This window comes from Actinomadura sp. NPDC049753 (assembly GCF_040674655.1).
Lineage (GTDB): Bacteria > Actinomycetota > Actinomycetes > Streptosporangiales > Streptosporangiaceae > Spirillospora > Spirillospora verrucosospora.
Genome location: NZ_JBFARL010000012.1, coordinates 59,323 through 76,310 on the forward strand (window position 1 = coordinate 59,323; position 16,988 = coordinate 76,310).

Sequence of the window (16,988 nt, forward strand, 5' to 3'; positions counted from 1 at the left end):
CCAGTGAAACCCCATGTCAACATCGTCGTCCTCGTGGACGCCGTCGGAGCCCTGTCCGACGGGACGCTGCACAACGGCAACCTCTCCCTGGTGGACGACGGAGACTTCGAAAGCCAGGGCCAGGGCACCGTCGACCTGTGCACGATCGTCGTGCCCGGGCAGGTCGTCCAGTGGACCGCGATCGCGGTCGACGTCCAGACGACCGCCGAGATCTCCGCCATCACCTTCCTGCCGCCCGGCGGAGCCGCCCCGGAGCGGGCACCGGCCTGGGACGCGCAGTCCGGCGGCCACGAGAACCTCGACCTGAAGGTGTGGGAGGGCGTCGTCCCGGCCCACCTCACCCGCGGCGTCCCCTACCACTACCGGCTGGAAGTGCAGATGCACGAGGGCCCCCACAGCGTCCTGCATCTCGACTCGCCCGCGCTGATGTGCGCGTGACCCCACCAGCGACCCGAAAGGCGCATCCATGGCGCAGCAGCAAGGGATCATCGTCCTCGTCGACATCGCCAACGCGCTCCAGGCCAGAACGCTCACCGGCAACGTCTACCTCTTCGACAACATGGCCTTCCTCGGCTCGACCGGGCAGGGCACCGCGGACCTGGTGACCATCTGCCCCGGCACGTACTGGGCGGACGGGTCGCAGGCCACCGAGCAGGTGCTGAACTGGCTGCCCGCCAGCCTCGGCTCCATCCCTCCGACCGTCCCCCGCAGCTACCACGCCGACCGGGCGCAGGCCACCGACCAGGAGGCGCTGGAGGAGATCGCGGGCGTCGCCGACCGGGCCGGTGACCCGTCCGTCGACACGGCGGCCGAGCTGGAGGGCCTGCGGCGCCGCGTGGGCGCCCGCGCCCGCCGGCCGCGCGGCGGCCGCGCCCCGGCCGTCGGCAAGGTCCTGGACGTCACCGGGAACGTCGTCACGGGGGAGGGGCAGGCCTACAACCACCCCAACCCCGTGATCACCGACATCACCGGGCAGGCCGTGGACGAGAAGATCATGTATCCCGCCCAGTACGGCTCGCCGGACATGGTGTCGGACGGCTGGTACTGGGCGGCATCGGTCGACACGGCCCGTCCCGGCACCTACCGCTACACGATGCACATCCAGTTGCACGAGCTGGTGTGGCGCAACGACGAGCCGGCCTGGGAGCCGGTCGACTTCACCTGCGACTCCGCCATCAAGGTCATCAGCGACCCCAAGCGCAACGCCTTCACCGGGGCGGGCCTCGGCGCGCTGCCGATGCCCTGAGCCCGCATCCCCCGAGTCCCGCATCGAAACGGAGAAGCCGATGCCCAGCAAGGCCAGACCGCCCGAGTCCCGGCCCGTGTCGATCACGGCGGTGATCGACCCGGTCGCGGCCCTCGCCTCCGGCACCCTGGAGGGGAACCTGTTCCTGTACGACACCAACAAGGCCGAGGGGTCGACCGGCTTCGGCACGGTGGACCTGCGCACCCGAGTGCGCTCCGGCGACCGGATCATCTGGAACGTCGTCGTCCTGGAGTGCGAGACCTACGCCGCCCTCGACGGCATCGTGATCGACGAGAAGTTCTGCACGCCCGAACGGAAGGTCTACCCCAACACCGACATCGCCTACTGGACCGCGGCGGTGAAGCGGCATGTCGCCGAGCCCGTCTCGTACCGGCTGAAGTTCCGGCTCGGCACCGTCACGGAGCCGTACGCCATATCGACGCCGGCCCTGGTCGGCCAGAGTGCCACCGGAAGGGGGCACCGATGACCACCGAGACCCGCGGTCAGCTCAACTCCGTCCAGCTCAACGTCGTCACCCTGGTGAACATGGAACGCGCCGCCCGGACCGGCTCCCTCGACGACGCGCTCTACATGATGGACAACAGCGTCGGCGGGGTCGGGCAGGGCACCGACCACCTCGAGACGATCTGCAAGCAGGGGCAGGTGATCAACTGGATCATCCGGCCGATCGAGATGCACAAGCGGGCCGACGGCACCTGGCCGCCGATGCCGAAGATCAACAACTTGGTGTTCCTGGACACCGAGCGGGGCGACGAGGAGGACGTCGCCGAACGCCGCATCATGACCGAGTTGAAGATCTACGGGATGCCGGACCTGATGCGCTCGCCCTACACGCCGATCTACTACTACTGGGCGGGGGCCGTCCTCAGCACCGCCCGGCCGGGGCTGTACCGCTACCGCCTCGTCCTCGAACTGGAGCAGGACGGCACGAAGGAGAAGCTCTACCTGAACACCAGGAACCACCCGTCGATCCGAGTGCTCAAGGTGTGACGGGCCGTCCCGGCGCCGCGCGGACCCGGCCGGGGACGACCGGGCCCGCGCGGACGGGGCTCAGATCTCGGGCGCGCTTGGCGGCCCAGACACGATCGCCGCAGCACTAGACGATCACCATCGTCCCCGGCAGGAGAGGCGACGACGATGGCGGCGGCTGCCGAGAAGGCTCCTGGTCATTGCGGACGGTCCTCGGAACGCGATGGTGGCGGGGGTTCGTCCTGCGCCTTGCCGGCGGTTCCGGGACGTCTGATGCGGGTGCGGGTGCGTTCGAACCAGGCCGGTACTTCGCGTTGGTCGTCGAAGCCGCGGGCGACGACGATGTCGGTGGAGGAGTGCGCGAGGATCGACAGGGTGATGGTGACGCCGACCAGGTGGAAGATCTTCTCACCCGCCGGGATGCCGGACTCCAGGACCAGCAGCCCGTAGACGACCGAGGCGAAGCCCTTGGGGCCGAACCACATCACCGCCGCCTGCTCGCGCGCGGTCAGCCCGGAGCGCAGGAACGACACCCAGATCGCCAAAGGGCGGGCGACCACGAGGGCGAGGACGGCGAAGGCCCAGCCGGTCCAGCCGACGTCGCCGAGGAACGCCGGCGACAGCAGCGCGCCGAACACCAGCAGCGCGGCGAGCTTGAGCAGTTCGGCGACCAGTTCACCGAACTGCTCGAAGGACTCCCGGTGCCGGTGCCCGACGGTCGCGACGGTGACCCCGGCGGCGAACGCTGCCAAGAACAGGTTGCCGTGCGTGGCTTGCGCGGTCGCGAGCACCAGCAGCCCGATCGCGACGGCGTTCAGCGGCTCGTACTTGGGCGAGATCGCGAACCACCGGGTGCGCACCAGCATGATCGCCGCCCAGGGGATCGCCACGCCGATGGCCAGGCCGCCGGCGAGTTCGGCGCCGAGTTCGCCCAGGTGGAGGTTCTCCTCGCCCTGGGCGATCGCCAGGAACAGCACCACGAACGGCAGGACGAGCCCGTCGTTGACGCCCGACTCGACGTTGAGCAGATGCCGCAGCCGGGGCGGGACCTTGTCGTTGCCGACGAGCGCGGCGGCGAACACGGGGTCGGTGGGGGTGAGGATGGCCGCGATCAGCAGTGACTGCACCCATCCCAGGCCGACGACGTAGTGCGCGAGCACTGCGGTGACCAGCAGGGTCAGCGGCAGGCCCCAGCCCAGGGCGCGTCCGGGCAGCCGCCAGGCGCTGCGCAGGTCCTGCCAGCCCGCGTGCATGCCGTCGGTGAACAGGACCGCGAACAGTGCCAGCTCCGCCAGCTCGGACACCAGCGTGTCGCCCGGCTTCAGGGCGATCACCCCGGTGACGCCGTCGCCGAGGAGGAACCCTCCGACCAGGAACAGTGCCGCCGTCGACAGCACGGTGCGGTGCGCGAGGCTGGACACCAGGACCGCCAGCAGCAGCATTGCGGAGAAGGCGAGCAGAAGGTTGGGCATACCGGGGCTCTTTCGGGAATGGCGGACGCAGCGCCGACCAGACTTCCCGGCTCACCAGCCAATGACCCTAACGCGGATCCGAGCGCGCTTTCCACACGGCACCCCCGGACGGCCTTGGCCGGCCGAGGATCAGCCGAGGTCGCGGTGGGTGAACCGCCAGGCTCCGACGGTCATGAGGACGGCCGCGGCTGCGGTCAGGATCGCGGCATCGGCGAGCTGGAGGCCGTTCTTCAGCGGTTCGCCGCCGATGTAGTACTGGTACGGGGTCAGGTTGCGGAGCCAGGCGGCGCCGATTTGCGGGGCGAAGCCGTGCAGGGCGTAGGCGGCGACGCCGACCCCGGCGGTGATGCCGAAGACGGTGGGGCGGCTCTTGCGTGTGGCGGCGCCGAGACCGGTGGCGAGTGCTCCGAACACGGTGGCGAGCAGGGCCAGGTTGATCGCCTGGGCGGTGAAGTGGCCGAGGCTGATGGCGTCCAGGTCGGCACTGGAGCGGATGGCCGTCATCCCGGCCAGGACCACGGCGGCGATGACGGCGGCGCCGGTGGCCAGCGCGGCGAAGCGGTGCAGCAGCAGGCGGACGCGGCCGACGGGGTGGGCCAGCAGGAGGTCCAGGTAGCCGGACTCCTCGTCGGCGGAGACCATCCGGGCTCCTGTCGCCGCACCGTAGAAGGTCGCCAGGAGCGGGACCAGCAGGCCGAACACGGCGCCCTGGAGGTAGCCGGCGGCGCTGGAGACGTCGTCGAGGCCGAAGCCTCGCATGGATTCCGGGACGTTCGCCATGGAGTCGGCGGAGATCTGCGGGTAGAAGCTGCCGTACATCATCGCCAGCAGTCCGGTGGCGGCGGCCCAGGCGGTGAAGACGCGGCGGTTGTCGTACAGGGTCTTGGTGAAGATCGAGCCGCTGAAGGCGCGGGCCGGGCCGGATGTGCCGGGGACAGGGGTGGTCATGGTGCCGCCCTTTCGGGGACGTGATGGCGAGGGTGGGTCAGGCGGCGCTGGAGGCACCGGTGTAGTAGGCGTGGAAGAGCTCTTCCAGGTCCTGGGTGTCGGCGCGCAGGGCGGTGACGGTGTGCCGGGCGGCGGCCTTGACCAGTGCGTCGGGGGAGCCGTCGACGCGGCAGCTGAGCGTGGGGCCCTCGGTGGTCACTCGGGTGACGCCGGGCAGGGCGGCGAAGTCCTCGGCTCGGACCGGGTCGGCGAAGGTGATCCGCACTGTCAGGAAGGAGCGGGAGCGCAGTTCGGCGACGGTGTCCAGAGCGGCCAGCTCGCCGTCGCGGATGATGGCGACGCGGTCGGCGACCGCCTCGACCTCGCTCATGATGTGGCTGGACATGAACACCGTCTGCCCGTCGGCTCGCGCCTCGGCCACCATGTCCAGGAAGGTCTGCTGCACCAGGGGGTCCAGGCCGGAGGTCGGCTCGTCCAGGATCAGCAGCTCGGGCTGGTGCATGAACGCCTGGACCAGACCCACCTTCTGCCGGTTCCCCTTGGACAGGGTCTTGATACGGGCGGACAGGTCCAGCTCCAGCCGATCGGCCAGCGCCGCGATCCGGTGCGGGGAGACGCCGCCGCGCAGCTTGCCCAGGAACATCAGGCACTCGCCCGCCTTCTGCCGGCCGTCCACGACGAAGTCGCCGGCCAGGTAGCCGATGCGGCGCTGCAGCTCGACCGCGTCGGCGCGCGGATCCAGGCCCAGCACGCGGGCGGTGCCCGAGGTGGGCCGGATCAGGTCCAGCAGCAGCCGGATGGTGGTGGACTTCCCGGCCCCGTTGGGGCCCAGGTAGCCGAACACCTCCCCGGCCCGTACCTGGAGGGTGAGGCCGCGCAGGCCGCGGCGGGTGCCGTAGGTCTTGGTGAGCTCGGTGAGCTCGATCGCCGTGTTCACGACGCAGAAGCTATCAGAACTTTCAGAGAATTTTGAAGATTCGGAGCTGTTAGGATTCGACCCTGAGAAACAAGAAGGGGGACGAGGTTGGCGGACACCACGGAGGCGGCCGAGCACCTGGCACTGGTGCTGTCCCAGGGCGGCCTGCAGAAGGCGACCGCGCGGGTCCTGGCGGCGTTCATGTTCGCCGACCAGGACAGCATCACCGCACCCGAGTTGGCCGAACGGCTGGGCATCAGCTCCGGCGCCGTGTCCGGAGCGATCAAGATGCTGTCCACCGTCGGACTCATCGAACGCGTCCCCGCGCCGGGCAGCCGGCGCGAGCACTACCGGGTGCGCGAGGGCGCCTGGGCAACTCTGATGTCGTCCCAGAACGGCATGGTCCAGGCGATGTTCGAGGCCGCCGACCGGGGCATCGCCGCCGCCGGGGACGGCAGCCACGCGGCCCGCCGGCTGCAGGAGATGCGTGACTTCTACAGCTTCATGTTCCGCGAGATGCCCGCCTTGATCGAACGGTGGCGCACGGAACGCGTCGACCGCACCACGGCCGGCTCAGACGGTTAGCCGTCCGAGGCTATCGTCGCGGGCGGGGCCGGGCGCCAAGCAGCTTCTGCCACGGCTTCTGACGGCTCGCAGGGGGCGGGAAGTGCGGCATGGAATGCAGCCTGTTGCCCATCCAGTCGCCGTGCGGGGTGATGACGGCGAAGCGGGCGCCTGCGGGATCGGTCATGAACGCCATACGCCCCATTGCCACTTGTTCCTCGTCGGTCGGGCCGAAACGAATGCTGGCGCCCAGGTCCGCGGCCCGGCTGACCGTGGCGTCGCAGTCCTCGACCCATATCCAGGGGAACCAGTGGGGCGGGTAGCCCGCCGGAAACGACTCGTCCATCTCGATCACGCTTGCGACCACGTTTCCGTCGACCTGCCAGGCGGTGACGGGGCGGTCGCGGAAACGGCGCTCCATAGCCTGCCAACCGAACACCTGCTCGTAGAACGTGCGCGCCTGCCCGGGCCGCCGGCAGGCGAACTCGACCCAGCAGACGGCGGAGGGCTCATCGATGACCGCCGCGCCGTGCAGGCGCCGGGGCTGCACCACGGCGAAATCGGCTCCCTCGCGGTCGCCGAACATCGCCAGCTGTTCGAGGTCTGCGACATCGATGGGGTCTGACAGTACGTGACCGCCCGCGTCCAGCACCGCCTGTGCGGTGCCGTGGAGATCGCTGGCGCGGAAATAGCAGAGCCAGGAGGGATACTGCGCACTGTCGGCGAGCGGCTGCATCCCGAGGACCTCTGGGCCCAGGTCGCCGAGCGTGAACATGGACAGGTCGGTCAGGCCCGGGATCGTCACATCGTAGACGCCCCACCCGAACAGCTCGCAGTAAAACCTTCTGGACCCCTCCACGTCCGGAGTGGCCAGCTCGATCCATGCGGGCCAGCCTGGCGGATATTCATCAACGTCCGGCATATCAACACACCCCCTTAAAAACGTAACTTTATGCAGAGGGGCTGCAGATGCTTCAACAAAGCCCTGGTTTAGAAGGGGTAAAATGGTTCAACGTCGATTGTTGGAAGGTCGGCGGCACGGTCACCAGGCCGACCCGTCGGCGGCGATCAGCCCGGCCGTCCAACCCCCGCGATGACGGCCTGGCCCAACTCGCGCGTCATTCCGCCGGAACCGCGAGGCGCACGCGGGGAGCGCTGGTGACCAGCGCCGGCAGCGCGACCTGCAACTCGACACGGGCGAGCTGTCGGCCGACGTGATCGAAGCGCCCGGGCACTGGCTGCGGAAGTTCTCTCCGTGAGCCGGAGCTGGTGATGCTTGCCTAAGGATGACCGGGGGCGTTACGCGGGCCTCGGTAGGGCAGGGTCTGGCTGTAGACGACGTTGGTGGTGGTGCTGCCGAACTGGGCGAGTTCGTCGACGATCTGTTCGAGGTGGGCCATGGAGCCCGCCGCCACCTTCAGGGTGAAGCAGTCCTCGCCGGTGGTGCGCAGGCATTCGAGGATCTCCATGCGCTCGCCGAGCAGGCGGCGCAGCGGCTCATGCCGGCTGCCGGGATACTTCAGGCGCACGACGGCCAGCACGGTGAATCCGACCTTCGCCAGGTCGATGTCGGCCCGGTAGCCGGCGATGACCCCCGCCGCCTCCAACCGCCTGACGCGTTCGGTGGTCGCCGAGGCGCTGAGATTCACCCGGCGGCCCAGCTCGGTGAGGGGAATGCGGCCGTCCTGCTGGATCTCCACCAGGATCGCCCAGTCGGTGACGTCCAGATCCTCGGTCATACGCCGAATGTACCGTCGTTTTCACGGCGACCGCGGGCGAGCACCGTGAGAACTGCCTTCAGAATCCAGTGATCGGCTGGGTACCGTCATCCTGTGCGCATTGGAGTGAATGTTCCGAACTTCGGGCCGGGGACGGCTCCGGCCGTGCTGCGGCGCTGGGCGCAGACCGTGGAGGCGCTCGGTTACGACCTGTTGATGATCTCTGACCACGTCGTGGTGACGCCCGACGTCGCCGAGCAGTATCCGGCTCCGTTCTACGAGCCCTTCACCACCCTCGCGTGGCTGGCCGGCGTCACGGAACGGGTCGCTCTCGGCACCTCGGTGCTCATCGTGCCGTACCGGCACCCCCTCCTCATGGCCCGGATGGCGGCGAACCTCAATCGGTTCAGCGACGGCCGCCTGGTGCTCGGCGTGGGCGTCGGCTGGGCGCGCCAGGAGTTCGACGCCCTCGGGGTGCCGTTCGAACAACGCGGACGGCTCACCGACGATCACCTGCGGGCAATGCGCACCGCCTGGGCGGACGAGGACGACTACCGCAGCGGGCCGATACCGATCTGGGTCGGCGGCAACACCGACCTGGGCCTGCGCCGGGCGGTCCACCTCGGTGACGCCTGGCATCCCCTTCGCATGACCCTGCCGTGGTTGCGGAGCGCGGTGGACCGCATGAAGGCCATCGCGCAAGCGTCGGAACGGCCTGTGCCCGCCCTGGTACCCCGCATCGTTCTGCGGCTGACCGACCTCCCGGTAACGGGCCCCGAACGGCGCGCCGGCGAGGGCACCATCGACCAGGTCCTCCAGGACCTGGAAGAGCTGCGGCTCCTCGGTTCCGACACCGTTGTGCTCGACCCGTTCGACAAGGACCCCGCGGAGACGCTCGCACCGAACAGGGCCTGGCAGGCGCTGGCGACCGTGGCCGACCGCTGGACACACTCGACTCACCAAGGGGAATCACAGTGACACCTCAAGACGAGAACTTCCTGCGCAGGGCCATCGGGCTGGCCGCCAAGGCCTGCGCGAGCGGGGACGCCCCCTTCGGATCACTGCTGGTGGGACCGGAGGGTGACGTGCTGGCCGAGGAGCACAACACGGTCACCAGCGAGGGCGACATCTCCGCCCATCCGGAGCTGAAGCTGGCCCGATGGGCGGCCCGCGAGCTGGACCCGGCCGTCGCGGCGGCCACCACGATGTACACCAGCTGCCAGCCCTGCGACATGTGCAGAGGCGGCATCGAGCGGTCCGGGCTCGGGCGCGTGGTGTACGCACTGTCCAACGAACAGCTGGCCACACTCAAGCCGGGCGGCGGCTGGCCGCAGGTGCCCCAGGAGGGGCCGGCCTTGTTCGAGGAGGCGCGCATCCCGCTTGACAGCTTCTACCGCTGACGGGGGACAGGGCCGACACGGATGAGCATTTCTCCCCGCAGATCCGGCCCAACGACCACTGGCCGGTCCAGCGCCGGCCAACCAGGGCAGACGCGCTAGCACAGCAAGGCCGCGGTCGTGGACGAGGCGGGCCTGACCGTCGGGCCGGGCCCGGGCTCCCGTCGGAGAAACTTCTCGATCAGCCGCTCACACCGTTGCTCTGCTGCCCGGCCTGCCGGAGGATCTCCTCCGCGTCGTCGAGCGGAGGGTGGATGACGTCCAGGATCGTGTCCTTCACCTCCTTGCCCTGCTTTCCGTCGAGCTGCACCTGGCGGTCCCAGCCCGCGGTGAAGACGGCCCCGGCGGAACCGAGGTCCAGGCACGTCACGTACGGGTCGGGCGTGAAGTCCACCAGGGGCGCCCCGAGCAGGTCGGCGGCGGCGTTGTGCCCCGCGGCCTTGCCCATGGGGGTGGCGAACTGGCAGCTCTGGAGTGCATGGCGTCCCGTGCCGTCGGCGACGGCCGCGGCGACATCGCCGGCGGCGAACACGTCGCCCTGGACGCGCAGCCGGCGGTCGACCGGCAGGCGGCCCAGCGGGTCCCGTTCGGCCGGGATCTGCGCGGTCAACAGGTTGGCGCGCATGCCTCCCGTCCATATGACGACCTCCGCCGGCAGGCGGGTGCCGTCGAGGAGGCGCGCACCCGTCTCGTCCACGGCCGTGATGGTGGTGCCGAGCCGGACCTCTACGCCGAGTGCCGTGAGGGCCGCCTCGATCACCGGACGGGGCCCGGGGCCCAGGTCCGGCCCGACCGTGTCGGCCCGCTCGATCAGTACCACCTCTCCCCGCTCCGCCAGTTCGGTGGCGATCTCGAGACCGGTGAACCCCGAACCCACGACAACAGCCCGGAACCCGCTCATTCCGTGCAACCGGCCGGCCAGCCGGGCCGCACCCTCGGCGGTGTCGATGTCGAAGAGCAGTTCGGAGCCGGGGATCGCCGGGCGGCTCAGGCGGCTGCCCGCGGCCACCACCAGCCGCTCGTAGGTGAGCGGCCGGTCGTCCGCGACGACGCGGTGGGCATCGGTGTCGATCTCGGTCACCGCGGCGCGCAGGTGCGAGACCCCGATCGGCTCCAGGAAACGCTTCAGCGGAACGCGCGACCAGTCGGGAAGCAGTCTGTGCAGCCGCGGTCGCAGCACCAGGTCATCGTTGGGCGCCACCAGGGTGATGTTCAGATCGGTGTCGCCGCGAACCCGGGCGGCCGCAGCGGCGCTCCAGATTCCCGCGAAGCCGCCGCCGATGATGACGATGCCGGACATGGGGACTCCTTCTGGTCGTGTTCGGGGGTGCATGCGTTGCCTTGGGGGCCGGCGGGTCCACTGCCGGGCCCGCGGCGCGTGATCTCGGGACGGCGTCACCGCAGTGCCCGTTTGTGGACCTTTCCTGAAGCGGTACGGGGCAGGTCCTCGACGAAGCGGACGGTGTGGGGGATCTTGTAACGTGCCAGCCGGCCGGTGAGGAAGGCGGTCAGCGCTTCCCGGTCGAGCGAGGCGCCGGGCCGTGTCCGCACGAAGGCGCAGCCCACCTCGCCCCACCGGTCGTCGGGGATCCCGATGACGGCGCACTCCTCGACGTCCGGGTGTTCCAGGAGTTGCGACTCCACCTCGGCCGGGTAGACGTTCTCCCCGCCGGAGATGTACATGTCCTTGATGCGGTCGACGATGTAGAAGTATCCGTCATCGTCCATGCGCCCCACGTCGCCGGTGCGCAGCCAGCCGTCCTCGGAGAGCACGGTGGCGGTGGCGTCGGGGCGGCCCCAGTAGCCCGGCATGATGGTGGGCCCCTCGACGAGGATCTCGCCCGCGTCGTCCGCCTCCGTTCCGGCCGAGGCCGGGCGGGCCAGCCGCGCGTCGCTGAAGAAGTGCGGGACGCCGGCGGATCCGGCCTTGACCGTGCTCATCTCCGCGCTGAGGATGAGCGCGCCCGGCGCGGCCTCGGTCAGCCCGAATCCCTGCAGGATCTCCAGTCCGCGTTCCTGGTAGGTGCGGATCAGCTGGAGCGGCACCGGTGCTCCTCCGGCCAGCAGGGAGCGCAGGGACGAGAGGTCGGCGGTGCGCCACCGGGGTGAGCGCGCCAGATCGGCGAACATCGTGGGCACCCCGAACATCCATGTCACGCCGTGCCGTTCGACGAGGTCGAAGCAGGCGTCGGGGTCCCAGCCGCGCATGAGGACGGCGACGCCGCCCTTGAGAAGGGTCGGCAGCAAGGTCATGTTGAGGGCCGCGACATGGAACAGCGGCGCGCTGACCAGCGTCACCTCGTCACTGGTGAGGTCCAGTTCGACCAGGGTGTTCAGGCAGTTCCAGATGACGTTGCCGTGGGTCAGCGTCGCCCCCTTGGGGCTGCCCGTGGTGCCCGAGGTGTAGAGGATGAGCGCGGGGTCGTCGTGCCCGACGGGCTCGTCGATCGGGTCGGTGGGCGCGGCTCGGAGGCTCTCCTCGTAGTCGTGGCCGCTCCCGGCGCCGCCGTCGACGGCCATCAGGAGCGGTGCTGCCGTCAGCCGCTCCACCACGTCGGCGCTTTCGGCGCTGTAGATCAGTATCGACGCCCCGCAGTCCTGGAGCTGGTGGTCGACCTCTGCGGTCGCCAGCCTCGTGTTGAGCGGGACGAAGACGGCGCCGAGCGTGTGGGCGGCGAACATGCTCTCCACGAGGGACGGCCGGTTGGGGCCGAGGTAGGCGACGCGGTCGCCGCGGCCGAGCCCGAGGCCCCGCAGCGCGTGGGCGAGCGCGGTCACGCGTGCGAAGAGGTCGGCGTAGGTGAGGGTGCCGTGCTCGCTCAGCAGAGCGGGCCGGCCGGGGCGGCTGCGCGCCCGCCGGGCCGGCCATGATCCGAGGCCGTGGTCGCGCATCAGGAGTCCCCTCCGTCGGATGGAGTGCCTTCCCCGGCGTCGGTGAAGGCCAGCCGCTGGAGCATGTCCAGCAGCAGATCGCGTTCCTCCGGGGACAGGTGCTTCAGGAACCTCTGCCGTGCCTTCGTGACGTCCTTCCTCGCCTGGTCGCGCATCTCCCGGCCTTGCGGCGTCGGCGCGACCAGACGCGCGCGCCGGTCACCCGGGTGAGGCAGACGCTCGATCAGTCCGCGGGCCTCCAGCGCGTCGACCAGCGCGACCACCGGGCTGGGGTCGAGGCCCAGGTAGGCGGCGATCTGGCGCTGTGAGGCCCCGTCGCGGTCGCACACGTAGGACAGGACGGAGAAGTGCCGGACCCGCAGGCCGTGATCGGCCAGGTGGGCGTTGGTGATCCGCACCATGAGCCCGCTGGTTCGAGCCAGCAGGAAACCGACGTCTCCGGTCAAATCCACCTCTTGGAGTTCCGGCACCGTCATCCGTCCGCCCTTCAGAACGATGATGAAGACAATAATTGAAGTTATCATCTACCTTCGCGTACCGTCCAGGGGACGAACCGCGCGGACGCGGACGTCCACCGGCGATGAAGGAGAAGCAATGGATCTTGCTGGAAGGGTCGCCGTCGTCACCGGCGCCGGCGCTGGGCTAGGGCTGGCCTACGCCCGGGACCTGGCCAGGGGCGGGGCCCGCGTGGTGGTCAACGATGTCGATGCCGCGGCGGCCGAGGCCGCGGTGGAGGCGATCCGGGGGGAGGGCGGCATCGCGGTGGCCGAGGCCGCCCCGGTCGGCGACTCGGAGGCCGCACAGGCACTCGTCGACCGGGCAGCCGGCGAGTACGGCCGCCTCGACGTGATGGTCACGAACGCGGGGGTGCTGCGCGACACGGTCCTGTGGAAGATGACGGACGAGGATTTCGACGCGGTCATCGACGTCCACCTGCGGGGCACCTTCACGTGCGTTCGGGCGGCCGCCATCGCGATGCGCGCGCAGGGCGAGGGCGGTCGGATCATCTGCGTCGGCTCGCCCACCGGGCAGCGCGGCAACTTCGGCCAGACCAACTACGCCGCCGCCAAGGCCGGAATCGTGGGCATGGTCCGTACCTGGGCGATGGAACTCGCCAGGGCGCGGATCACGGTGAACGCCGTCATCCCCGTCGCCGCGACGGCGATGACCAGGTCGGTCCCGTTCCTCAAGGCCCATGTCGAGGCATTGGAGAGCGGCGCGGAACTCCCGCCCTACGTACGTCGCACGCTCGGTCTCGGTACGCCGCAGGACGCCGCCGGGCTGGTGACGTTCCTCGCCTCGGACGCGGCCGCGGACATCACCGGGCAGGCGATCGGCATCGGCGGCGACCGGGTGGGCGTCTGGTCCCACCCGCAGCAGATCAGCGCCGCCTACGCGACCGGCGGCTGGAGTGCGGACGACCTCGCCGGTGTCTGGAGCACCGCGCTCCGGCCCCACCTCCAGACCTTCGGCGAGCAGCTTCCCCAACCCCAGGAGTGATCCCATGCCCGCGCAGATCGACACCGCCGCCGCCACCGCCATCGACGTGCACGTCCATGTCGAGGTGGACGACACCGGTCACACCTCGATGGGCGGCGAGCTGCTCGAAGCCTCCGCCGCGTACTTCAAGTCGCACCACCGCACCCCGACGGTGGACGAGATCGCCCGCACCTATCGCGCCCGGGCGATGGCGGCGGTCGTCTTCACCGTGGACCACCAGGCGGCGACCGGCCACCCGCCGATCGCCAACGAGTTCGTCGCCGAGGCCGCCGCCAGGCATCCCGACGTTCTGATCCCCTTCGCCAGCCTCGACCCCGCTCGCGGCCGCGCCGCCGTCGACGAGGTGCCCCGGCTCGTCGGCGAGTACGGTGTCCGCGGTTTCAAGTTCCACCCCAGCCTGCAGAGCTTCGACCCGGCCGACCGGGCCGTGTACCCCCTGTACGAGGCCATCGCCGCGCAGGGCGTCCCGGCCGTCTTCCATACCGGCCAGACCGGCATCGGGGCCGGGCTGCGCGGCGGCGGGGGGATCAGGCTCGGGCTGTCGAACCCGATGCTGCTCGACGCGGTCGCTGCGACCTTCCCCGATCTCACGATCGTCATGGCCCACCCCTCCTTCCCCTGGCAGGACGAGGCGCTCGCGGTCGCCACCCACAAGGAGAACGTCTGGATCGACCTTTCCGGCTGGTCGCCGAAGTACTTCCCTCCGAACCTCGTCCGCTACGCCAACTCGCTCCTCCAGGACAAGGTCCTGTTCGGGTCGGACTTCCCGGTCATCACGCCCGACCGCTGGCTCGCCGACTTCGAGCGCCTCGACATCAAGCCGGAGGTCCGGCCCAAGATCCTCAAACACAACGCGTGCCGGCTCCTCGGCCTGACCGGATGAACAGGGGGAACCCGATGCCCAGGACCGTCCCACTCGCCGAGGTCGCCGCACTGGTCGGCGAGGACCTCGGCCACAGCGGGTGGCTCACCGTCGACCAGCGGCGCATCGACGCGTTCGCCGATGCGACCGGCGACCATCAGTGGATCCACGTCGACACGATCGCCGCGCAGGACGGCCCGTACGGCGGCACCATCGCCCACGGTCACCTCACGCTCTCGCTGATCATCCCCCTGTGGAGCGAGCTGCTCGAGATCCAGCACGTCACGACGAAGATCAACTACGGCCTGGACCGGGTGCGGTTCCCGGCCCCGGTGCGGAGCGGCTCCCGTGTCCGCCTCCAGGCGTCCATCGCCGAGGTCATCGGCATTCCCGGCGGCGTACAGCTGGTCGTCGACGCGACGATGCGCGCGGAGGGGGAGAGCAGGCCCGTCTGCGTCGCCCGGCCGGTCCTGCGATACCTGGCCTGATCTCGAGCCGCGGCGGCCCGGTCACCTTTCGGTGGCCGGGCCGTCCCGCCGTCGCGCCCGCGCCGCGCGCGGTCGTCCCACTGTTCGCCCCTACTGAGATCCAAGGAGCTTCACGCCATGGGGCATTACAGAAGCAACGTCCGTGACATCGAGTTCAACCTGTTCGAAGTGCTCGGTGTCGACAAGCCCGTCGGCCCTGGCGGGCCCTTCCCGGACTTCGACCGCGACACCGTCCGCCACGTGCTGGAGGAGGTCGACAGGCTCGCCGTGGGTCCGCTCGCGGACTCGTTCGGCGAGGCGGACCGCCGTCCGCCGCGGTTCGACCCTGAGACCGGGTCGGTGACGCTGCCGGCCTCTCTCAAGAAGAGCTACACCACGCTTCGGGATGCCGAGTGGTGGCGCCTGGAGGCGCCGGTGGAGCTCGGCGGTACGGCGGCTCCACGGACGCTGGTCTGGGCCGTCTCCGAACTGGTCCTGGGCGCCAATCCGGCCGTGCACCTGTACGGCACCGGCGTACCGTTCGCCGGCGTCCTGCATCGTCACGGCACCGACTCCCAGCGCGGAACGGCCCGGCACATCATCGAACGAGGCTGGGGCGCCACCATGGTGCTCACCGAGCCGGAGGCGGGCTCGGACGTCGGCGCGGCCCGCACGAGGGCGTCGCGGCAGCCGGACGGCACCTGGCACATCGACGGCGTCAAGCGGTTCATCACCTCCGCCGAGCACGACCTGAGCGAGAACATCGTCCATCTCGTGCTGGCGCGGCCGGAGGGGGCGGTGCCCGGGACCAAGGGCCTGTCCCTGTTCATCGTGCCGAAGTTCCTGTTCGATCCGGAGACCGGGAAGATCGGCCGCCGCAACGGCGTGCGCGCCACCAACCTCGAACGCAAGATGGGGCTCAAGGCGTCCACCACCTGCGAGCTCCGCTTCGGCGAGCACGAACCCGCGGTCGGCTACCTGCTCGGCGACGTCCACGACGGCATCGCCCAGATGTTCGACGTCATCGAGCACACCCGGATGCTGGTCGGCGTGAAGGCGATGGCGACGCTGTCGACGGGCCACCTGAACGCCGTGGAGTTCGCCAGGACAAGGATCCAGTCGGCTGATCTCGCCCGCAAGGGCGACGGGACCGCCCCGCCCGTCCCGATCATCCGGCACCCCGACCTGCGTGCCGGGCTGATGCTCACCAAGGCGTACGCCGAAGGTCTTCGCGCCCTGGTCCTCTACACGGCCGCGCGGCAGGACGAGGTCATCCGGGGAGAACATGAGGGGGCGGACGTCACGACGGCGCGCGCTGTCAACGGACTGCTGCTGCCCGTCGTCAAGGGCGTCGCCTCCGAACGCGCCTGCGAGCGGCTCGCCCACGCCCTGCAGACGTTCGGCGGCTCAGGTTACCTGCAGGACCATCCCCTGGAGCAGTACCTGCGGGACGCCAAGATCGACACCCTGTACGAGGGGACCACGGCGATCCAGGGGCAGGACTTCTTCTTCCGGAAGATCGCGCGGAACGAGCGGGTCGCGCTCGACGCCCTGACGGCCGAGATGACCGGCTTCCTGGACTCCGTCCGTGACGACCGGCTGTGGCGCGAGTCCGCCGCGGTGCGCGGAGCCGTGGGCGACGTCAACGGCATGGTGGACGCGATGCTCGGACAATGGCGCGCCGCCGGGCGCGACCCGCGCGAGATGTACAAGGTCGGCCAGAACACCACACGGCTGCTGATGGCCGCCGGTGACCTGATGATCGGGTACCTGCTCCTGCGGCAGGCCGCGACCGCCCTGGCCAGGCTGGACGAAGGGGACCTGCCGATCGCCGACCGGGCCTTCTACGCGGGCAAGCGGGCGGTCGCCCAGTACTTCGCCAGGACCGTGCTGCCCGAACTCGCCGTCCGCCGCGCGGTCGTCGAGTCCACCGACAACGCCCTCATGGACGTCGCCGAGGAGTCCTTCTGAGCGGGCCTCCCCACAGCGCGCGGGCCGGGGGGGGCCGGCCCCCCC

Annotated in this window: 19 protein-coding genes; 11 read left to right on the forward strand and 8 right to left on the reverse strand. The window is 70.2% G+C overall.

What is annotated here, in order from left to right:
- Positions 1-3: 3 nt before the first annotated feature.
- The 4 genes from AB0K37_RS05630 to AB0K37_RS05645 are packed head-to-tail and all read left to right on the forward strand — an operon-like array spanning position 4 to position 2,257.
- Positions 4-438, forward strand: a complete 435-nt coding sequence (locus AB0K37_RS05630) for a hypothetical protein (RefSeq protein WP_363975284.1) — start codon at positions 4-6, stop codon at positions 436-438.
- 28 nt (positions 439-466) lie between these two features.
- Positions 467-1,246 (forward strand): hypothetical protein, encoded by a 780-nt coding sequence (locus AB0K37_RS05635; RefSeq protein WP_363975287.1) that lies wholly within the window; start codon positions 467-469, stop codon positions 1,244-1,246.
- A 40-nt stretch (positions 1,247-1,286) separates the two neighbouring features.
- Positions 1,287-1,733, forward strand: a complete 447-nt coding sequence (locus tag AB0K37_RS05640; RefSeq protein WP_363975290.1) for a hypothetical protein — start codon at positions 1,287-1,289, stop codon at positions 1,731-1,733.
- On the forward strand, positions 1,730-2,257 hold the full coding sequence (locus tag AB0K37_RS05645) for a hypothetical protein (RefSeq protein ID WP_363975293.1): 528 nt from the start codon (positions 1,730-1,732) through the stop codon (positions 2,255-2,257). The genes AB0K37_RS05640 and AB0K37_RS05645 overlap by 4 nt, the downstream gene beginning before the upstream one ends.
- Before the next feature lie 176 nt (positions 2,258-2,433).
- Here the strand turns inward: AB0K37_RS05645 and AB0K37_RS05650 are convergent, their stop codons facing one another.
- From AB0K37_RS05650 to AB0K37_RS05660, 3 genes are all read right to left on the reverse strand, one after another.
- Positions 2,434-3,708, reverse strand: a complete 1,275-nt coding sequence (locus AB0K37_RS05650; RefSeq protein ID WP_363975295.1) for a cation:proton antiporter — start codon at positions 3,706-3,708, stop codon at positions 2,434-2,436.
- Between the two features lie 129 nt (positions 3,709-3,837).
- Positions 3,838-4,656: an ABC transporter permease subunit gene (locus AB0K37_RS05655; protein ID WP_363975298.1), complete on the reverse strand. Its 819-nt coding sequence runs from the start codon at positions 4,654-4,656 to the stop codon at positions 3,838-3,840.
- A gap of 37 nt (positions 4,657-4,693) precedes the next feature.
- Entirely contained in the window at positions 4,694-5,593 is a 900-nt protein-coding gene (locus AB0K37_RS05660; protein WP_363975301.1) for an ABC transporter ATP-binding protein, read from the reverse strand.
- An 87-nt stretch (positions 5,594-5,680) separates the two neighbouring features.
- On the opposite strand from AB0K37_RS05660, the gene AB0K37_RS05665 reads away from it, so the two are divergent.
- Positions 5,681-6,157 (forward strand): MarR family transcriptional regulator, encoded by a 477-nt coding sequence (locus AB0K37_RS05665; RefSeq protein ID WP_363975304.1) that lies wholly within the window; start codon positions 5,681-5,683, stop codon positions 6,155-6,157.
- A gap of 10 nt (positions 6,158-6,167) precedes the next feature.
- On the opposite strand, the gene AB0K37_RS05670 is transcribed toward AB0K37_RS05665, so the two are convergent.
- Complete coding sequence (locus AB0K37_RS05670) at positions 6,168-7,058, reverse strand: VOC family protein (RefSeq protein WP_363975307.1); 891 nt, start codon at positions 7,056-7,058, stop codon at positions 6,168-6,170.
- Between the two features lie 358 nt (positions 7,059-7,416).
- The gene (locus AB0K37_RS05675) at positions 7,417-7,875 is read right to left on the reverse strand and encodes an Lrp/AsnC family transcriptional regulator (protein ID WP_363975310.1); all 459 of its coding nucleotides are present in this window, start codon (positions 7,873-7,875) and stop codon (positions 7,417-7,419) included.
- Between the two features lie 144 nt (positions 7,876-8,019).
- On the opposite strand from AB0K37_RS05675, the gene AB0K37_RS05680 reads away from it, so the two are divergent.
- A complete protein-coding gene (locus tag AB0K37_RS05680) occupies positions 8,020-8,832 on the forward strand; it encodes an LLM class flavin-dependent oxidoreductase (RefSeq protein WP_363975312.1) in 813 nt (270 codons plus the stop codon).
- Complete coding sequence (locus tag AB0K37_RS05685) at positions 8,829-9,254, forward strand: nucleoside deaminase (RefSeq protein ID WP_363975315.1); 426 nt, start codon at positions 8,829-8,831, stop codon at positions 9,252-9,254. Before AB0K37_RS05680 ends, AB0K37_RS05685 begins: the two co-directional genes overlap by 4 nt.
- A gap of 178 nt (positions 9,255-9,432) precedes the next feature.
- Here AB0K37_RS05685 and AB0K37_RS05690 read toward each other — a convergent pair whose 3' ends face one another.
- The 3 genes from AB0K37_RS05690 to AB0K37_RS05700 form a co-directional block, all read right to left on the reverse strand.
- Positions 9,433-10,551, reverse strand: a complete 1,119-nt coding sequence (locus AB0K37_RS05690) for an FAD-dependent oxidoreductase (protein ID WP_363975318.1) — start codon at positions 10,549-10,551, stop codon at positions 9,433-9,435.
- Positions 10,552-10,646: 95 nt separating this feature from the next.
- Entirely contained in the window at positions 10,647-12,143 is a 1,497-nt protein-coding gene (locus AB0K37_RS05695; protein ID WP_363975321.1) for a long-chain fatty acid--CoA ligase, read from the reverse strand.
- A complete protein-coding gene (locus AB0K37_RS05700) occupies positions 12,143-12,589 on the reverse strand; it encodes a MarR family winged helix-turn-helix transcriptional regulator (RefSeq protein WP_363975324.1) in 447 nt (148 codons plus the stop codon). The genes AB0K37_RS05695 and AB0K37_RS05700 overlap by 1 nt, the downstream gene beginning before the upstream one ends.
- 148 nt (positions 12,590-12,737) lie before the next feature.
- Here AB0K37_RS05700 and AB0K37_RS05705 point away from each other — a divergent pair, with 148 nt between their 5' ends.
- From AB0K37_RS05705 to AB0K37_RS05720, 4 genes are all read left to right on the forward strand, one after another.
- Positions 12,738-13,643 (forward strand): SDR family NAD(P)-dependent oxidoreductase, encoded by a 906-nt coding sequence (locus AB0K37_RS05705; protein ID WP_363975327.1) that lies wholly within the window; start codon positions 12,738-12,740, stop codon positions 13,641-13,643.
- A 4-nt stretch (positions 13,644-13,647) separates the two neighbouring features.
- Positions 13,648-14,526, forward strand: a complete 879-nt coding sequence (locus AB0K37_RS05710; protein ID WP_363975330.1) for an amidohydrolase family protein — start codon at positions 13,648-13,650, stop codon at positions 14,524-14,526.
- Positions 14,527-14,540: 14 nt separating this feature from the next.
- Positions 14,541-14,993, forward strand: a complete 453-nt coding sequence (locus tag AB0K37_RS05715; protein WP_363975333.1) for a MaoC family dehydratase — start codon at positions 14,541-14,543, stop codon at positions 14,991-14,993.
- A gap of 117 nt (positions 14,994-15,110) precedes the next feature.
- Entirely contained in the window at positions 15,111-16,943 is a 1,833-nt protein-coding gene (locus AB0K37_RS05720; protein ID WP_363975336.1) for an acyl-CoA dehydrogenase, read from the forward strand.
- Positions 16,944-16,988: the final 45 nt, after the last annotated feature.

Excerpts from the sequence above, each read along its gene's own strand:
- AB0K37_RS05715 (WP_363975333.1), top strand. The coding sequence starts at position 14,541 with ATGCCCAGGACCGTCCCACTCGCCGAGGTCGCCGCACTGGTCGGCGAG.
- AB0K37_RS05705 (WP_363975327.1), top strand. The coding sequence starts at position 12,738 with ATGGATCTTGCTGGAAGGGTCGCCGTCGTCACCGGCGCCGGCGCTGGG.
- AB0K37_RS05655 (WP_363975298.1), bottom strand. The coding sequence starts at position 4,656 with ATGACCACCCCTGTCCCCGGCACATCCGGCCCGGCCCGCGCCTTCAGC.
- AB0K37_RS05650 (WP_363975295.1), bottom strand. The coding sequence starts at position 3,708 with ATGCCCAACCTTCTGCTCGCCTTCTCCGCAATGCTGCTGCTGGCGGTC.
- AB0K37_RS05695 (WP_363975321.1), bottom strand. The coding sequence starts at position 12,143 with ATGCGCGACCACGGCCTCGGATCATGGCCGGCCCGGCGGGCGCGCAGC.
- AB0K37_RS05690 (WP_363975318.1), bottom strand. The coding sequence starts at position 10,551 with ATGTCCGGCATCGTCATCATCGGCGGCGGCTTCGCGGGAATCTGGAGC.
- AB0K37_RS05675 (WP_363975310.1), bottom strand. The coding sequence starts at position 7,875 with ATGACCGAGGATCTGGACGTCACCGACTGGGCGATCCTGGTGGAGATC.
- AB0K37_RS05720 (WP_363975336.1), top strand. The coding sequence starts at position 15,111 with ATGGGGCATTACAGAAGCAACGTCCGTGACATCGAGTTCAACCTGTTC.
- AB0K37_RS05645 (WP_363975293.1), top strand. The coding sequence starts at position 1,730 with ATGACCACCGAGACCCGCGGTCAGCTCAACTCCGTCCAGCTCAACGTC.
- AB0K37_RS05710 (WP_363975330.1), top strand. The coding sequence starts at position 13,648 with ATGCCCGCGCAGATCGACACCGCCGCCGCCACCGCCATCGACGTGCAC.
- AB0K37_RS05670 (WP_363975307.1), bottom strand. The coding sequence starts at position 7,058 with ATGCCGGACGTTGATGAATATCCGCCAGGCTGGCCCGCATGGATCGAG.
- AB0K37_RS05635 (WP_363975287.1), top strand. The coding sequence starts at position 467 with ATGGCGCAGCAGCAAGGGATCATCGTCCTCGTCGACATCGCCAACGCG.
- AB0K37_RS05640 (WP_363975290.1), top strand. The coding sequence starts at position 1,287 with ATGCCCAGCAAGGCCAGACCGCCCGAGTCCCGGCCCGTGTCGATCACG.